This window comes from Coleofasciculus sp. G2-EDA-02, assembly GCF_040226375.1.
Classification (GTDB): Bacteria; Cyanobacteriota; Cyanobacteriia; order Cyanobacteriales; family Coleofasciculaceae; genus Coleofasciculus.
In genome coordinates this window covers 18,566-34,855 of the sequence record NZ_JAVKEW010000019.1, presented here as the reverse complement: position 1 = coordinate 34,855, position 16,290 = coordinate 18,566, and the positions used below count along the sequence as shown (strand labels likewise).

13 protein-coding genes, 1 pseudogene and 1 CRISPR repeat array (1 of these 15 running past the window's edge) are annotated in these 16,290 nt (G+C 45.6%); of the genes and pseudogenes, 8 read left to right on the top strand and 6 right to left on the bottom strand.

Annotated features, from left to right (window positions below; genetic code table 11):
* The first annotated feature begins 583 nt into the window (after window positions 1-583).
* Genes RLO19_RS01575 through RLO19_RS01565 form a run of 3 tightly spaced genes read left to right on the top strand, consistent with a single transcriptional unit; the run spans window position 584 to window position 1,730 of the window.
* Entirely contained in the window at window positions 584-901 is a 318-nt protein-coding gene (locus RLO19_RS01575; protein ID WP_446335166.1) for a DsrH/TusB family sulfur metabolism protein, read from the top strand.
* Window positions 902-918: 17 nt separating this feature from the next.
* On the top strand, window positions 919-1,329 hold the full coding sequence (locus RLO19_RS01570) for a DsrE/DsrF/TusD sulfur relay family protein (RefSeq protein ID WP_446353215.1): 411 nt from the start codon (window positions 919-921) through the stop codon (window positions 1,327-1,329).
* 20 nt (window positions 1,330-1,349) lie between these two features.
* Complete coding sequence (locus RLO19_RS01565) at window positions 1,350-1,730, top strand: hypothetical protein (RefSeq protein WP_446353213.1); 381 nt, start codon at window positions 1,350-1,352, stop codon at window positions 1,728-1,730.
* Window positions 1,731-2,126: 396 nt separating this feature from the next.
* On the opposite strand, the gene RLO19_RS01560 is transcribed toward RLO19_RS01565, so the two are convergent.
* A complete protein-coding gene (locus RLO19_RS01560; RefSeq protein ID WP_446353211.1) occupies window positions 2,127-2,444 on the bottom strand; it encodes a DUF3155 domain-containing protein in 318 nt (105 codons plus the stop codon).
* A gap of 627 nt (window positions 2,445-3,071) precedes the next feature.
* On the opposite strand from RLO19_RS01560, the gene RLO19_RS01555 reads away from it, so the two are divergent.
* Complete coding sequence (locus RLO19_RS01555) at window positions 3,072-4,502, top strand: sensor histidine kinase (RefSeq protein WP_446353209.1); 1,431 nt, start codon at window positions 3,072-3,074, stop codon at window positions 4,500-4,502.
* Between the two features lie 90 nt (window positions 4,503-4,592).
* Here RLO19_RS01555 and RLO19_RS01550 read toward each other — a convergent pair whose 3' ends face one another.
* The 5 genes from RLO19_RS01550 to RLO19_RS01530 form a co-directional block, all read right to left on the bottom strand.
* Window positions 4,593-5,837 carry an S-layer homology domain-containing protein gene (locus tag RLO19_RS01550; RefSeq protein WP_446353207.1) on the bottom strand — a complete coding sequence of 415 codons (1,245 nt, stop codon included), beginning with the start codon at window positions 5,835-5,837 and terminating at the stop codon, window positions 4,593-4,595.
* A gap of 405 nt (window positions 5,838-6,242) precedes the next feature.
* Window positions 6,243-6,665, bottom strand: coding sequence for a tellurite resistance TerB family protein (locus tag RLO19_RS01545; protein WP_446353205.1), 423 nt, complete (start codon window positions 6,663-6,665; stop codon window positions 6,243-6,245).
* Between the two features lie 156 nt (window positions 6,666-6,821).
* Complete coding sequence (locus RLO19_RS01540; RefSeq protein ID WP_446353280.1) at window positions 6,822-8,168, bottom strand: 16S rRNA (cytosine(967)-C(5))-methyltransferase; 1,347 nt, start codon at window positions 8,166-8,168, stop codon at window positions 6,822-6,824.
* Window positions 8,169-8,535: 367 nt separating this feature from the next.
* Window positions 8,536-9,639 (bottom strand): CobW family GTP-binding protein, encoded by a 1,104-nt coding sequence (locus tag RLO19_RS01535; RefSeq protein WP_446353203.1) that lies wholly within the window; start codon window positions 9,637-9,639, stop codon window positions 8,536-8,538.
* A 98-nt stretch (window positions 9,640-9,737) separates the two neighbouring features.
* Window positions 9,738-10,955: an RNA-guided endonuclease InsQ/TnpB family protein gene (locus RLO19_RS01530; RefSeq protein WP_446353201.1), complete on the bottom strand. Its 1,218-nt coding sequence runs from the start codon at window positions 10,953-10,955 to the stop codon at window positions 9,738-9,740.
* 287 nt (window positions 10,956-11,242) lie between these two features.
* On the opposite strand from RLO19_RS01530, the gene cysS reads away from it, so the two are divergent.
* The 4 genes and pseudogenes from cysS to RLO19_RS01510 all read left to right on the top strand — a co-directional run.
* Window positions 11,243-12,691 (top strand): cysteine--tRNA ligase, encoded by a 1,449-nt coding sequence (gene cysS, locus RLO19_RS01525; protein WP_446353199.1) that lies wholly within the window; start codon window positions 11,243-11,245, stop codon window positions 12,689-12,691.
* A gap of 349 nt (window positions 12,692-13,040) precedes the next feature.
* On the top strand, window positions 13,041-14,426 hold the full coding sequence (locus tag RLO19_RS01520; RefSeq protein ID WP_446353197.1) for a mechanosensitive ion channel family protein: 1,386 nt from the start codon (window positions 13,041-13,043) through the stop codon (window positions 14,424-14,426).
* A gap of 262 nt (window positions 14,427-14,688) precedes the next feature.
* The gene (locus tag RLO19_RS01515) at window positions 14,689-15,060 is read left to right on the top strand and encodes a group I truncated hemoglobin (RefSeq protein WP_446336815.1); all 372 of its coding nucleotides are present in this window, start codon (window positions 14,689-14,691) and stop codon (window positions 15,058-15,060) included.
* A gap of 235 nt (window positions 15,061-15,295) precedes the next feature.
* A pseudogene (locus tag RLO19_RS01510) lies at window positions 15,296-15,394 on the top strand (CRISPR-associated endonuclease Cas2); the annotation flags it as partial.
* Window positions 15,395-15,644: 250 nt separating this feature from the next.
* Window positions 15,645-16,290: direct repeats of the CRISPR family, unit length 37 nt; unit sequence GTCGCAATCCTCTATAATCCCTATCAGGGATTGAAAC; it runs 622 nt beyond the window's last position.

Genomic DNA, 16,290 nt, shown 5'->3' with positions numbered 1-16,290 from the left:
CGATAAGTCAGCTCTGTAGGTGAGGGTACATAGACGTAGCCGTCTACGTTTCTACACCACTCCATCAATTGCCAGGAATTATCCCTGAACACTGAACATCTTAGAACCCCGGGGACAGGGATTATGTTCCCTTCATTTTGATTTCTGTGGTTGTTTTTCTGGCTCAAAACGTTGTGATCAGGACGGTTTGCCGTTTTTCCTTCCAGGGAAAGTGCGCGGTTCGTAGTAGGCGCTGTCTTCGCCATCTAATCTAATTGTGCAGGGGTGCTGAGGTGCACAGGTGTAGAGAAAGCTGGGGGAGCGGGGGAAGATGGGGAAAATGAGGGAGATAGCCGACAAAATTTCTATTCCCTGTTCCCTGTTCCCTGTCTAATGACGAATCACCACTTCTACACAAAAATAAACATAATTGAACATGACCGATTAAAAAATAAACATTTTTTAAAATTAAAAGATTGACAAATGCGTAAAAACGTGGATTAAAATCAATCTTGCCAATAGATTAAACCTGTATTATAGTTGGGAGTCCTGGCATTATTAGTGCTTGATTTGACTAATTCAATCGGTTGGAGAGCCAAACAGAATGGCAAAGTATTTTTTAATTGAATCGAGGAGTTCCTTTGATTCAACCCAAGTGAGTCAAAATTATCAGTTGGCATCAGATTTAGCCAATGCTGGAAATGAAACCACCTTGTTTCTGGTGGAAAATGGCGTATTAGCCGCTCGTGCTTCGGTAGCGAATGGTTTAGCCAATCTCAACACTGTCAACGTATTGGCAGATGATTTTTCTCTGAGAGAACGCGGTATCTCACAGACAGAACTAAGCGATGGTGTGCAAGTGGCTAGCATTGCGGCTGTGGTTGATGCCATGGCTCAAGGACAAAAAACGATTTGGCTGTAACTGAAGATAAGTAAAAAATGAGTACCAAAACCTTAACCTTTTCGATTATGGATGGTCCTTTTGAACAAGCAAGGACTACCACGGCGTTTCGGATGATTCATGAGGCAATTGAGCGAGGGTATAATGTGAATGTTTTTGCTTATGAAGGGGCAGTGTCTTTAGCCTTTGCTCATCAAAAACCCCACGCGAATGCGGTTCATGGTAGAGGCGTGGAGGAAGAAGATCATCCTTTAACTAAAGATTGGATTGCCGCACTCCAGGAAAAAGCGAAAGCAAAGGGGTGTCAATTAGATTGGATTAATTGCGGGCTTTGTGTGGATGAGCGAGGGGTAGAAGATGCGATTGATGGCTGTCGTCGTGGTGCGCCGAGTGATTTATGGAAATGGGCGAGTGAGTCGGATGGAACGTTAATTATTGCGACGAAGTAGGAAGGATTAGGGATAGTAAGATGAAAGCGTTACAAATAGTTGAATCCGCTTATCGCTGTACGATTGAAGAACAAGATGATCCCTCGGTTTGGATTTGCCAAGCGATGAGAGCTGCCGGTGCTGATTTAGATATTTTGTTGAGGGGAAATGCGGTGAATTATGCCGTGAGTGGGCAAGATGCGTCTGGACTTATGTTTGGGGATAAGCCACAAACCCAGCCACCTAAACTGGATCAAGATTTGCGGCGGGCAATCGAGAAGGGAATTACGGTGTATATTGTGGTAGATGATGTGAAATCTCGTGGGATTCCTGAAGGAAAAATGATTGACGGTTTGACTCACGTCGCCTGTCAGGATTTGCCCGGGTTATTTGGGAATTACGATCAAATCTGGCATTGGTAAACCCTAAATCTTGCACCCTTCTCGATAGGGCAAGGTGCTTGATGTGAACCATCTTTAGGGCGAGTCAAGTACAGTAATAAGCTGTCTCGTGAACCCTAGTCCAGCGACTCGCCCCTACACAGGGTATGTATTTTACTATACTTTGTCAAAAAAATATTCTGATTTTTACAAAAATACATGCACCAAACTTGCGATCGCGTCTGCACTATTTCCTGAGAAAACGCTGTCAAATCGACGATCCGTCTGCGCCCCACTACATTCAAGCTACCCGGTAGGACACCTTTCATCTGCCTTCATAAAAAATTAGGCAATTCATCCCACCCCCCTAGCAGGAATGAAATGAATTGCCTCTTGACAAGTGTCAAAGCACTGGTCAATTCGTAAGATTTGGCTCTGTCAGAGACTTTGAGCCGCAACTACAGCCTTTTCTACGGGAGCCTCAACCACCCGCAGACTGGGAAATAGAAAATGGTTTTCCTCAACATATTGAGCGCCAAATAAACCTTTTTCTGCCCAGAAATAACGGTCTGTCGTATGCTCATTTCGCTTAACTAGTAGCAAAGCAGGCGGAATAATCCCGGCTGATTGAATATATTTACGTGCTGCTGTAACCGGTTTATCTTCACCGCTTTCTATATTATACTGAGGCACATGCTCTAGGATTTTGCGCCCCTCTTGGCGGCGGCGACTCTTGCGCTTACGTCTTCTTGCCAACCTCTTTACCTCCTCTTTTTGCCGACAGTTGTAATGCTAGTTACAAAAGCCGTCGTAAGTATATCTGCTTGAGTCTGAAATATCAATATCTTTTTATGATCTGATAGATATACCTAAAATGTCTCAAGGCTAAGTTTGAAAAAGGGTTTGAGCGATGATCCCGCCCCAATAACTACCATAAAAATTAATTTTTTGTTAAAAAACTTAACAAAGAACTCCTAGAGAGGCGCGGCGGAAATACTTGAGCAGCTTCGTAGATACGATGAAGCAGGGGGAGCTGAGGGAGCTGGGGGAGCTGGGGGAGCTGAGGGAGCTGGGGGAGATGTTAGCTGTTGGCGTTATTTCTGCCTTCTTGCACTAGAGAGGCTCCAGAGGCAGGGGTGCAGGGGTGCAGGGGGCAAGGGAGATGAGAAAGATGAGAAAGATGAGAAAGAGGAGGAAGTGGTGAGTTAACCACACAAGCCAACACTATACATGATCCTGTTCCCTGTTAAGAGTTCCCTATTCCCCATTTCATCCTATATCCTTGGGGCGATAGCCAGTTATGTCAATTGTTCGACATTATAGAAGAGGAACCTTTTGTGAGTTCTGTTGTAAAAGCCCTCTGGTGGTGATCACGCAATCCTCATGTTCATTCCTGCTAGTTCAGAATTTGTCGCCTTGTGTCAATCACAGGTCGGAGTCCTCACTCAAAGTCTAGGCGCGGCGTTGAGTGCGGTATATTTAACAACAGATGAGCTAGACGAAGCCGCGCAACCTAAACTGATTCCGGTAGTAGTCTATCCAGAAGCGGCAATCTGGGAAGAGGACGATGCTGAGTTAGCATTGCCCGATCGCGTCAGTTCACTGGACACAATTCCCCGCCTGGCTGAAGCTGTACCTCGCCTTTTACCTCTACCCTGTGACGATCACCCTATCCCAGATTCCACCTCACTTGATCAGGACAACTATACCTTATCTCAAGGACGGCAAATAGTTTTGCCCCTGATCCATGAAGGAGTAGTCATGGGATTATTAGTGACAAGTCGCGAGGATCGACCGTGGAATGACAAAGAACAAACGGCGATTGAACGCATAGCTGGGACATTGACACTTGCCTACTTAATGGATCGGCGTCGGGCTTGGTTTGAGCAGGAATGGACTCAGCAACGCCGTCTAAAGGCACAGCAACGGGATCGGCTTGATGATATCCTGCATCAATTTCGCAATCCTTTAACCGCCTTGCGAACCTTTGGCAAGCTGCTACTTAATCGACTGCAACCCGATGATCAAAATCATAACGTTGCAGCTAGTATTGTGCGGGAGAGCGATCGCTTGAAAGATTTATTGCAAGATTTTGACGAGTGCTTAGATCAGGATGCACCGACAAGTGAACCCCTAACCTTACCCGCGTTAGCTAGCGCGGCGACTTGTCCACTCCCCGAACCCGACGAGAATGGGAAAATAGCTTCTGTCGTTAACTCAGAACCGGACAAAGACGCACCAGCCATTCCTCTGCTTCCGGGCAAAACCCTAATTATCGAGTCGTTCACTGTCACTGAAGTATTAGAACCCCTGCTCATTTGTGCCCAAGCGATCGCAGGAGAACGTGGTTTAGAATTACGCTATTCAATTCCCCAAAACTTACCCCCTGTTCGGGGTAATGCTAAGGCGTTACGAGAAGTCTTGAATAATTTAATTGACAATGCCTTAAAATACACGCCAGCCGGGGGACAAATTGATGTGGAAGCAGGTGTGGCTCAACCCGATGATGAGACGAGGACAATGGTGGGAATTGCGATTACTGACACGGGTTTAGGGATTGCGCCCCAAGACATCGAGCATTTATTTGAGCGGCGTTATCGGGGAATACAAGCCAACACAGGGATTCCAGGGAGTGGTTTAGGGCTAGCGATCGCCAAAGCACTCATTGAACAAATGCAGGGTCAAATCGAGGTATTTAGTCCGGCGCAGTCACTGTGGACACAATCTCAGTTAGACGCAGCGATTCAAAGTTCGGGGGAGAACTCAAGCAAGGGAACAACCTTTGTGGTTTGGTTACCAACTACTGAATCATGAAGTAAAAAAACACCGAAAACACCTATCTGGAAAGCCACACATCGTTAACGTGTAGAGACGTAGCATGCTACGTCTCTACACTATGGTGATCTAGTTGGCGCTGATGACTAAGTTATCATCTAGTTTGAGATCCAAATCGGTATCCGGTTGAATCACAATCAGATCAACACTGTTGCGACCGAGGAAGCGCTGGATTAAGCTTAACGCTACACCAGAGCCCGCACCAATCAACAGTTCTTCCGTCGCGATCGCTCGATCTCCTGTTACCGCCGAAATCGCCGCCGCCGCCGCTGTACCAAGTGCAGCATTTTTGACCAGAGTACCTGTATTACTACCTTGACTTATTGTTTCTGTTGTGGTAACGACTTCAGACGAAGCATTAAGAGTCATCTGCTTACCATTCATCACTAGTTTCTCGGCGATAAATTGAGCGCCACCATTGGTTGAACGCAACGTACCCACAACCTCACTACCCGCAGGAATCAGCACTTTGCCATCAGAGGTTGTGATATTAGCATCAACTGTTAACGTCAAGGGTAATTGTTCGTCTTCTTGGGCAATTAAAATTTTCTCTCGGATGTACTTAACTGGAATAGTTGTACCCGCAGGAATCGTGAAATTTTGAGCAACAGGCGTCGGATCAGCTACGTACTGAGAACTGACAACTTGCGCTTTCCCTTCACTCACTAGGGCTTGGTAAATAAATGCAGCGACTTCAGCACGACTAGCATTCCGCAGGGGATTTAACGATTTAACGTTCGGATAATTCACCACCAAGCGTTCTTCTGTAGCTGCGGCTATTGGCGTCCGCGCCCAACTAGAAATGCTAGACGCATCATTGTAGTAACTTAATACATTGGTTGAATTCGCGGAATAATTTAAGCCATTTGCCAATGAAACTAAGACTTGTTCACGAGGAATATTTTGTTCGGGTCTAAAAACACTACCCGGATAACCCGTTATAAATCCCGTTTTATAAGCATCTTGGATCGCAGAATACGCCCAGTATCTTGAAGGAACATCGACAAAATTCGTTGCTCCCCGTTGATTGGCTTTATTAAAGGATTGATTTGCCTTACGCAGCATAGCCGCAAACTGGGCGCGAGTTACGGGAGCATCAGGTCGGAATGTGCCATCCGGAAAACCGGAAATAATATCCCGTTGTGCTAATTCTGTAATAAAGTCTTCAGCCCAGTAGCTAGAAGAAACATCTGAGAAACTTGTGGTTTGGGCAAGGGCTGATGCACCTGTGACGAAGGGAGCGATCGCACCAGCCGTTAATCCAAAGGCTAAAAATGCAGCGGTTCCAGATTGCCAGGGAAGTAAGTTAGACATTAAAGGCGTTCTCCAACACAAATCGTCTTGTTAAATAACTAGACAGTTTAGGATTCCAGATGTTCCTAAAATTTCCCAACCTATTAATTGGATAAACTTTAGCAAAAAAATGCTCCCGTGGTCTCTGTATTTGGGAACATTTTAAAAGATAATGACGATCATTAAGGACAATTAGTTTCCGATAAAAAAAACCCTACCGACTCTTAGGGTAAAGGAGAAAATATGGGGGAGATGGTGCAGACAAGGCTCCAGGACTCCAAGGCTCCAAGGGAAAAAGGGGGCAAGGTAAAGGGAATGATGAGTGACCAGAAGGACATGAGACAACACTCTACCTGATCCTGTTCCCCATTCCCCGTTCCCTATTCCCTGTTCCCTAACCAAGGACGAATGACAAAGGACAAAGGACTAAGTTTGCTGGTCAATCCAACGGTGGTAGAGCTTTTGAATAGCTTTAAGCACATTATTCTGAGTGGACTTGGGGGAAGTCTGGGCGGGATCGAGAAGCTGTAAGCGAGTGAGAAGTTTAGCTTCCTCAGTATCCACATCGCCATCGCTGTAAATTAAGGCACTAATCGCTTCAATCAAGCCCTGATAATCCTCTTGGCTAGGATGATCACCCAAATACTCTTGCACCCATCTATAACACTGGTTACTGGACACCGATTTGAGTTCATTCAACAGGGGTCGAATGTCTGGATCTTCAGCCATACCGGATTGCTGGGCGACTCGGCGCAGATACTCCCGTTCCTCTGGCTGAATTCGACCATCTATCCAAGCCGCACCAATCAGAATCTTCACAAGCTGTTTGACATGAGAGTCTGTAACCATGACGTTTTTCTACAAAGAACTTCTGCTATATCTATATCAGAACTGTTCCCAAAAATGCGCTTAGACGTTCTAATCTTTACTAATCAGCAGGGAACAGGGAATAGGAAAAAGGGAATGGCTATCCATAACAAAGGACAAAGGACATAAGACATAAGGCTAATCTCCTACATTCTTCAATCTCACCATAAAAAAGCCATCCATCTGATGCTGATGGGGTAAGACTTTCAGCCAGCCTTGAGGGGTAGAAAAAGCGGAGAGTGTCGGCGGGGGTGCATCGGTACACCAGTGGGGATGAAGGTCAAGGAAGGCTTGAATCACGGCTTCATTTTCCTGGGTATGCAAGGTACAGGTGGCGTAAACTAGCACGCCTCCAGGTTTAACCCAGGTGGCTGTCTGAGTTAGTAGTTCGCCTTGCAGTACAGAAAGTTCCTGAACTCTGGCTGGAGTACAACGCCAACGGATATCGGGGCGACGGTGCAGTGTCCCTAAGCCAGAACAGGGGGCGTCGAGTAAGACAGCATCGGCTGTCTGGGTAAATTGGGGGAAATCGCGGCTATCGCCTGTGCAGATTTGAATGGATTGTAATTGTAGCCGTTGGGTATTGGCTTGGAGTTTTTTCAGGCGAGAAGCGGCTTGATCACATGCCCAGATTGTACCGCGATCGCACATAAGTTCAGCCAGATGGGTTGTTTTCCCTCCCGGAGCAGCACAGGCGTCAATGACAACATGATTCGGTTGGGGATTGAGTAAATGACTCACGAGTTGAGCGCTACTATCTTGAATTGTCCACCATCCCTCGTTGAATCCAGGAAGTTTTTGTATTGAACCTGTACTTCCTTTTAGGCGTAAGGCTTGGGGAAGCTGGGGAAGGCGCTGAACTTGAACACCTGCGGCTTGCATCGCTGTCTCTACAGTATCGATAGAAGCTTTCAAGGGATTGATCCGCAAGTCAAGGGTTGGTGGTTGGTTGAACCATTGGCAAAGGGCTTCTGTTTCCTCGATTCCCAGTTGATTTAACCACACTTCGATTATCCAGTCGGGAAAACTATAGAGAGTACCCAGGCGCTGGATGGGGTGGGGGGGTAACTGCAAGGGATCATGGGATTGGGGATTGGATTTCAGACGTGTGTACTGTCGCAGCACCCCATTAACTACCCCAGCTAATCCTTTTAATTGATTGGCTTTAGCCAGCTCTACGCTGGTATTAACGGCGGAGTAAGGGGGAATGCGTTGCAGATAGCGTAATTGGTATAAGCCCAGATGCAGAATTAGGCGCAAGTCGGGGGGCTGCTGGTGGGCTTTTTTCTTACCCAGTTGGTCAATTAAGGCATCAAGGGTGCGGGCTTGTCTGGTAGTACCATAGACTAAATCAGTTAACAAAGCGCGATCGGCACGGTTGAGAGTAGCGTTACGAAGCACTCGATCTAATGCAATATCTGTAAATGCACCGTGGCTGTGGACATCTCGTAGGGCGAGGAATGCAAGTTGGCGAGGATTTGCCATAATCACTTGAAGCACTATTGTTATAGCTGTCGCCATAAAGGTTAGGACAAATTTGACGGCTCTCGCGACCTTAACATCTTTGGATTACCTTTGAACCTTTTGAATTTGGATGAGGTATTGGGGATTTTTGCGTGGGTTGCGACAGTTTAGATCCCCCCAACCCCCCTTCAAAAGGGGGGCTTTTTGAGTAGATGCAACTGCTTCTGGGTAAGGCAAGCAGAAACGCGATCGCATGATTCCACTTACCAGACACGGCTTCCCTCTTAACTCCCCTCTCCCAAGCTTGGGAGAGGGGCTGGGGGTGAGGGCTGTAGCTTAAATTGTCCTACCTCTACTGATACTTCACAACCAACCCCGACAGAACACCCTATTTGCCAAATCCCTTACCGCGATTTTCCGAGGGTAAACAGAGACAATTTTCAAGCTGCTGGTACAACTTATCATGGTCTAAATCTTGACCAATCAGCACCAATTGATTTTTCTTCTCCCCTTTCCACCGATCATCTTCAATGTTAAACCGCTTACCACTGAGGTGGAAAATGTGGCGATTTGGACTTTCATCAAACCAGAGAATTCCCTTAGCCCGAAAAATATTCGTTGTCAGTTGATTGTCCAGGAAATATTGAAACTTCCGAATATTGAAAGGTTTATCACTCTGAAAGGAAATCGAGGTAAACCCATCATTTTCTAAGTGATGGGAGTGATCATGATCGTGGTGATGCTCATGATCGTGATGCTCATGCTCACAATCATGGTCATGGTGATGCTCATGATCGTGATGCTCATGGTCATGCTCCGATGACTCATCAAAATACCGATCTGACTCAAACAACCCCACACTTAAAATCAGCGGTAATGGCACTTGGGATTGAGTGGTGCGAATAATCCTAGCCCCTTCTTTAATTTCGCGAATTCTCACCTCCAATGCGTCTACATCGGCTTCATCAACCAAGTCGATTTTATTGAGTAGAATGATATCGCCGTAAGCAATTTGGCTATATGCCGCTTCGCTATTGAATAGATCCAAACTAAAATTCTCACAGTCTACCGTTGTGACAATTGAATCTAGGCGAGTCATGTCTCGCAGTTCTGTTCCCAGAAAGGTGAGTGCTACAGGCAGGGGATCTGCTAATCCTGTGGTTTCTACCACCAGATAATCCACCTTGTCTTCCCGTTCGAGCACCTTGTAAACGGCATTGACTAAATCTTCATTAATGGTGCAGCAAATACAACCATTACTCAGTTCCACCATGTCATCCCCGGTGGTAACAATGAGTTCATTATCAATGCCGATTTCCCCAAACTCATTGACTAAAACGGCAGTCTTGACACCTTCTTGGTTGCTCAAGATATGATTAAGCAGCGTAGTTTTGCCGCTACCGAGAAATCCTGTAATAATCGTCACAGGTAAGCCATGTTTCGGAGCGTCCAGGGTTGGGTCGGATGCAGACTGAGTTGTGATTGATTGCATAAGGCACTATGTTGAACTGTCTTTAAACGTCAGAATTTGACATCCTCCCCACCCTCCTGAGCCTGCGAAGGATCTGCTGAGGGTGGGGATTCCCATCATTACTGATGGGGTTTCCTGGCTCGTCGAGCAACCTTACTCCTTTGGGTTTCCCCACAAGAGCAGGGGGTCATCTCATCCCCAGGCGTAACTTTCCGTCTGCCCGACGGTAGTTGTGCAAGACCTCGCAACGCTTTCATCAAAATGTTAATGGCGGCGTTGGTGTCTCGGTCATTAATATATCCGCAATGTGGGCATTGATGAGTGCGAGTGGACAAGGTTTTCTTGACAAGTTGTCCGCAATTGGAGCAATCCTGAGAAGTGTAATCAGGCGCAACAGCAATCACTGGTACGTCAAATACTTTTCCAAAATACTCCAACCATTGCCTAAACAATGTCCAACTAGCATCAGATATTGATTTGGCTAGATGGTGATTTTTGACCATATTGCGTACTTTTAGGTCTTCAATGGCTACCAAGTCTGCCGACTGGACAAGCGCCCTTGCAGTCTTTACCGCAAAGTCTTTACGCCGCCTTGATACCTTGAGATGCGTTTTACCTAACCGCTTAATGGCTTTAAGACGATTTTTGGAACCCTTAGTCTTACGAGAAACACGCTTGTGTGCGCGTTTTAAGGTTTTTGAAGCCTTTCTCAAAAATTTAGGGTTCTCTACTTTGTTGCCATCAGAGTCAGTGTAGAAATGGTTTAAACCAACATCTATCCCTACCATCCGATTAGTGGGTTCGTGTTTTTCGGTTCGTTCTTGGTTGATGGAAAACTGGATATAATATCCATCAGCCCGACGCACAACACGTACTCGTTTAATCTGCTCTTTTTGATAAAAGTGCAAGTCACGAGTTCCCCACATCCTAAAAGTTCCAGCTTTAAATCCATCCCTAAATGTAATGGTTAATCGGTCATCCGATAATACCCATCCATCAACTTTGTACTCTACTGAGCCGTGAGTTTGATGTTTCTTGAATTTGGGGAATCCTTTCTTGCCTGGAACCTTTTTTTTGCAATTATTAAAGAACCGAGCTATGGTACTCCAAGCCCTTTCAGCAGACCCTTGACAAGCTTGAGCTGAAAGTTTTTTGCACCATTCAAATTGTTCTCTGAGTACTCGGCAATATTTATTGAGGTCGTACTTATTGACCCCAATGTTATCCATCCAGTATCTAAGGCAGGAATTACGCACAAAACGCGCAGTACGAATCATCTCGTCTAAGATGGCGTATTGCTCGTCTGTTCCTCGTAATTTTGCCTCGAATACTAGCATGGTCACTTAAAATCTATGTCGGATATCCTAGCATCTGACGGGAGAGATTGTAAAAAGCAGGCATATTGAATATCTGCTTTTTACTTGGGGGAGTGAAGGCATCCCCACCCTACTCCACTTCGTTGCGTTGAGGATGGGGTTCTATAGCTCCCCCTCTCCCCCCCACGTTACGATAGGAAGATACCGTACAGGTGTGATTCAATAAGACATCAAGCTGTACGCTGGATATGCCAATCCTTTCTCATTATCGCGTATCTGCTCACGACTGAGTTTACTGTTGTTGTGCCATGACCTTAACCCTGTACAATACTCTCACCCGTCGCAAAGAACCATTTGCCCCCTTAGAGACTGATAAGGTGCGGATGTATTGCTGCGGCATCACCACCTATGACTATTGCCATTTGGGTCATGCTAGAACCTGCATTATCTGGGATACTGCCCGTCGTTATCTACAATGGCGCGGCTATGATGTGAACTACGTGCAGAATTTTACCGATATTGACGATAAAATCCTTAATCGGGCGCGACAAGAGGGGACATCGATGGAGGCTGTCTCTGAACGCTTCATTCAGGCGTATTTTGAGGATATGGCGCGGCTGAATGTGAATGATGCGGATGCCTATCCCCGGGCGACGCATTGTCTGGATGGGATTAAACGACTAATTTCTGATTTAGAACAAAAAAATTACGCCTACCCCGCCGCCGGAGATGTTTATTATGCCGTGCGTCGTTTTGATCAGTATGGTAAGTTGTCTGGACGCAAGTTAGATGAGTTGCAAGCGGGGGCTAGTGGGCGAGTTGAGGTAGAGGATTCAGAGGCGGCGAAGAAAAAAGACGCTTTTGATTTTGCTCTGTGGAAGGGTTCTAAGCCCGGAGAACCTGCCTGGGAATCCCCTTGGGGGGCGGGACGTCCTGGCTGGCATATTGAGTGTTCCGCGATGATTCGGGACAATCTGGGTGAAACGATTGATATTCATGCGGGGGGATCTGATTTAATTTTTCCGCACCACGAGAATGAAATTGCCCAGTCGGAAGCGGTGACAGGTCAACCTTTGGCGCGTTACTGGTTACATACGGGGATGGTGATTGTGAATGGTGAAAAGATGTCTAAATCTTTGGGTAATTTTATTACCATTCGGGATTTACTTGATCGCGCGACTGATCCGATGGCGGTGCGGCTGTTTGTCCTGCAGGCACAGTATCGCAAGCCTTTAGATTTTACCGATGATGCTTTGGCGGCGGCGACGAATGGTTGGCATACGTTGAAAGATGGATTGCTCTTTGGTGATCAGTATGGTAAACAACTGGGGTGGCAAGACTCTGATAAACGGCAAAATTCTGTTTTAGAACGCTTCCAAGCCGCTGTTGATGATGATTTTAATTTTGCGGAGGGGTTAGCTGTATTATTTGAACTGGCAAAAGAGTTGGGGCGTGAGGGGAATATTTTGGTGCATGAAGGGAAAACCCGGACATCGCCCCAGGAATTAGAGGCTCAATGGCATACATTGGTGGAACTGGCGCAGGTGTTTGGACTTGAGGCGCAAGGGGAGGAAATCAGTCAGGAATCGACGAGTGGGTTAAGTGATACGGAGGTTGAGGCGCTGATTCAGCAACGTACTGAGGCGCGGAAACGGAAGGATTTTGGGGAAGGCGATCGCATCCGGGATGAACTGAAAGCCCAAGGGATTACGCTGATTGATCAACCCGGTGGTGTCACTCGTTGGCATCGGAATTGAATCCTTATCAATGGATAATTAATAATTGATAATTGACAATTGATTAATTGGGTCTAAGACCTCTTCGTTTACGAAGAAATTAAAAAAGATTTTCCTGAATTTCAATCCTCTTCTTTTAAGGAGGGGTCATTATCCATTGTTCATTATCCATTGTCAATTTGTGAACAGGGAAGCATGTCACATTTGTAGGTTGGGTTGAGGAACGAAACCCAACGAGCAAGAGGCGATTGAAATCGCTGCTACACAAACTTTCGTCCGCCTGCGCGGACTGAGTTATAACCTGTCTGTAGCTAGAAGTCAAACGAGGGATGGGTCATGTAATCTGTTTTGGCTGAAAACTGACCTTCTTATGAAAATCCTACTTAACGGTTCACGTCGATTCACCCTTGTCGTCTTTGCTACTGGATTTCTTTTCTTGGCTAGTCCTCACCGGAGTGTCGCCCAAGACGAGATGGTTCCTATACCAGCGTCCGCGAATTCACCCCTGGGTAATCCTGATAGTGAAGTCTATTTTTCCGATATTTTAGTTCGAGGTAAACCTGTTTTCCAAGTGGGTAGCCTTGCGGATTTGGGTGCAAGAGAACGGGCAAAAATTATCAATCGGCGGATTAATAGTCTTTTGGCACAATCGGAAACTTTGGGACAGGTGACAGTGAATCCAGATGACCCTCGCCAAGTGGCAACGTTGCGATTGAATAATCGAGTATTAATGACTGTTACTCAGCAAGATGCCCAAGATTTTGGTTTGTCTGTGGAAGCCTTAGCCGAAAGATGGGCAGAACAACTGGAGCAGGCAATTAAAAAACCGCCTCTAGCAATTGATGTGGGACAGCGTCTTTATGGAACAGTACGGCAACTTTTACGGGATATTATAACGAATCTCCCCTCTTTATTAGGGGCGCTGGTTGTGGTTGGGATTACCTGGGGAGTGGCGAAAGGGGTGCGGTTTATTGGCTTTAGTTGGGCGCAACAAACGGAAGGCGATCGCAGTACAGAAATTCTGATTGGACGCTTGGGCTATGGTGGAGTCTGGGTACTGGGTTCAGTCATTGCCCTAGGGGTTTTGGGACTAGACTTTGGTGCCTTATTAGGGGCGTTGGGACTCACCAGTGTGGCGATTGGTTTCAGTCTCAAAGATGTTTTGAGTAATTATATCTCTGGGGTAATTTTACTCGCTGCCCGACCTTTTGGTATTAATGATCAGGTGGTTATTGGTGATTATGAGGGTACGATTACTCAGATTGACCTCCGGGCAACCACGATGAGAACCTATGATGGGCGGTTAGTGTATATTCCGAATCAAGAAGTATTTTCTGCCAGTATTATTAATAATACGGCTTCGCCACGCCGTCGTAGTTCGATTATGGTTGGTATTGACTATGATGCCGATATTAGCCATGCTAAACAAGTAATTAAAACTACTCTGTCTGCACTTCCAGGGTTAGAAAAAGAACCGCCTCCCGAAATTTTAGTAATGGAGTTAGCGGCGAGTACGGTGAATCTGGAAGTACGCTTTTGGGTGGATTCGCGGCGATTAGGGTTTTTGACGATGACATCTCAAGTCAGTCAAAGTATAAAAGAAGCACTGCAACAGGCAAATATCGAAATGCCCACTGATATCTATACATTAATGTTCCGCAATTCTCCTCTACCAACGGATACAACCGGAAATTCTCAGTCTGGTAATTCTAACTCCGAGTTAGTTCTTCCTCATCAAAACTCAGCCAACGGATAAAGCATTACTTTGGGTCTTTCGGGGGGAATGATACCCAAGACAGCATTAGGAAAGCCTTTTATTTCCAGATTATAGAGACATGATATGCATGTCTCTATAATCTGGACTTTTTTATTCTTTTAAATTAATATAAGAATAGTTGTTTTAATCCAACTTACAGCAAGATACGTCACTCCGCTATTGCTGTACCCTAGAGAGATGTAAAGTCATTCAACACCGTGATAAAATACTAAGTGTAAATTGCTAAGTTTTAGAAACGAATATGCCTACATCACCAACCCTCAACTTATACGAAAAGCTAGGTGGACAGCCAGTTGTTGCTCAAATTGTGGATGATTTTTATAAGCGCGTTTTAGCAGACGACATCGTTAATGACTTTTTTGCTCACACCGATATGGAAAAGCAACGGCGTCATCAAACCGCTTTTGTTTCCCATGCGTTGGGGGGGCCAAATCAATACAGTGGACGCTCAATGGAAAGAGCTCACGCTGGATTAGACTTACAAGCCGAACACTTTGAAGCAATAGCCAATCACTTGGCTGAATCACTGGCTGAATATGGACTCACACAAGAGGAAATCAACAGCGTACTTGAGCGCATCTCAACATTGAAAGAGGCTATTTTGCACAAGTAAGAGGAGTTGAATATCACTGAACTAAAGGGGTTAACTAAGCTGACTTTAAATTGATTGGCTTTACACTAACATGTCGATTTTATGGGCGCACGCCATGCGCCCCTACGTTTTTTTGTCAAGTGGTGGGTATGGGGCAGTGGATGCAGTAGAGTGTGTTGGAGTGCAGTTTGAGTGATACCGAGTAGGCTAAGTTGCGATCGCGTCTGGTGTCTGACAGGTGATTAAGCTAGACTAGGACAGTATTTGCTTTTATTTCCTCTGTGGCTGTTGTCAAGGAAAGGTTGAGCGCATCGGCGGCGAACCGCTTCAGGATAATTCGATTTTCTTTGTCTGATGCGACTACCAGTAGGTGTTTTTTTTGAGGAGTCAAAATTTGAGGCTGTAATCCTTATGGGGTAAGGGATACAGCCTTTTTCGCGGATCAGGGGGTGGTCGCCATGGCTGAAAGGCTTATTCAGAAAGGATTTGAGGCGTTTTTGTGGGAGAGGGGTTGCCAAAACCGAGGGCTGAAATGCTATATTTAGAGGAGGTAGTCGCCATCGAACCTTGAAAACTAAATACCGCAAGCGTTTCAGAGGTCTGCAGTCGCAATCCTCTATAATCCCTATCAGGGATTGAAACTAAACTTAAACACATTACAAAAATAACCGCAGAGTGTCGCAATCCTCTATAATCCCTATCAGGGATTGAAACATAATCAACTTTTAAGCAAGATTTCCATAAATTCGTCGCAATCCTCTATAATCCCTATCAGGGATTGAAACGAATTTTTAGATCCTACTAGCGGCGAACTCAAGAAGTCGCAATCCTCTATAATCCCTATCAGGGATTGAAACTCAATATGTCTTCCATTGCATTCCTCCGTTAATGAGTCGCAATCCTCTATAATCCCTATCAGGGATTGAAACTTTCAGCCCGCGATCGCTGTATCTCCTCTATTTGCGTCGCAATCCTCTATAATCCCTATCAGGGATTGAAACCTCGCACAACAATTTTTGAATCTGCAATTTGGAAGTCGCAATCCTCTATAATCCCTATCAGGGATTGAAACTTTGTCTTGATAAATCAAAAAACCTGAAAAAATTAAACGTCGCAATCCTCTATAATCCCTATCAGGGATTGAAACACCAGCTTCAAACCGAATGGGTATAACACTATTCCTAGTCGCAATCCTCTATAATCCCTATCAGGGATTGAAACATTTGCCGAATTTCTACTGTATGGTCTAAA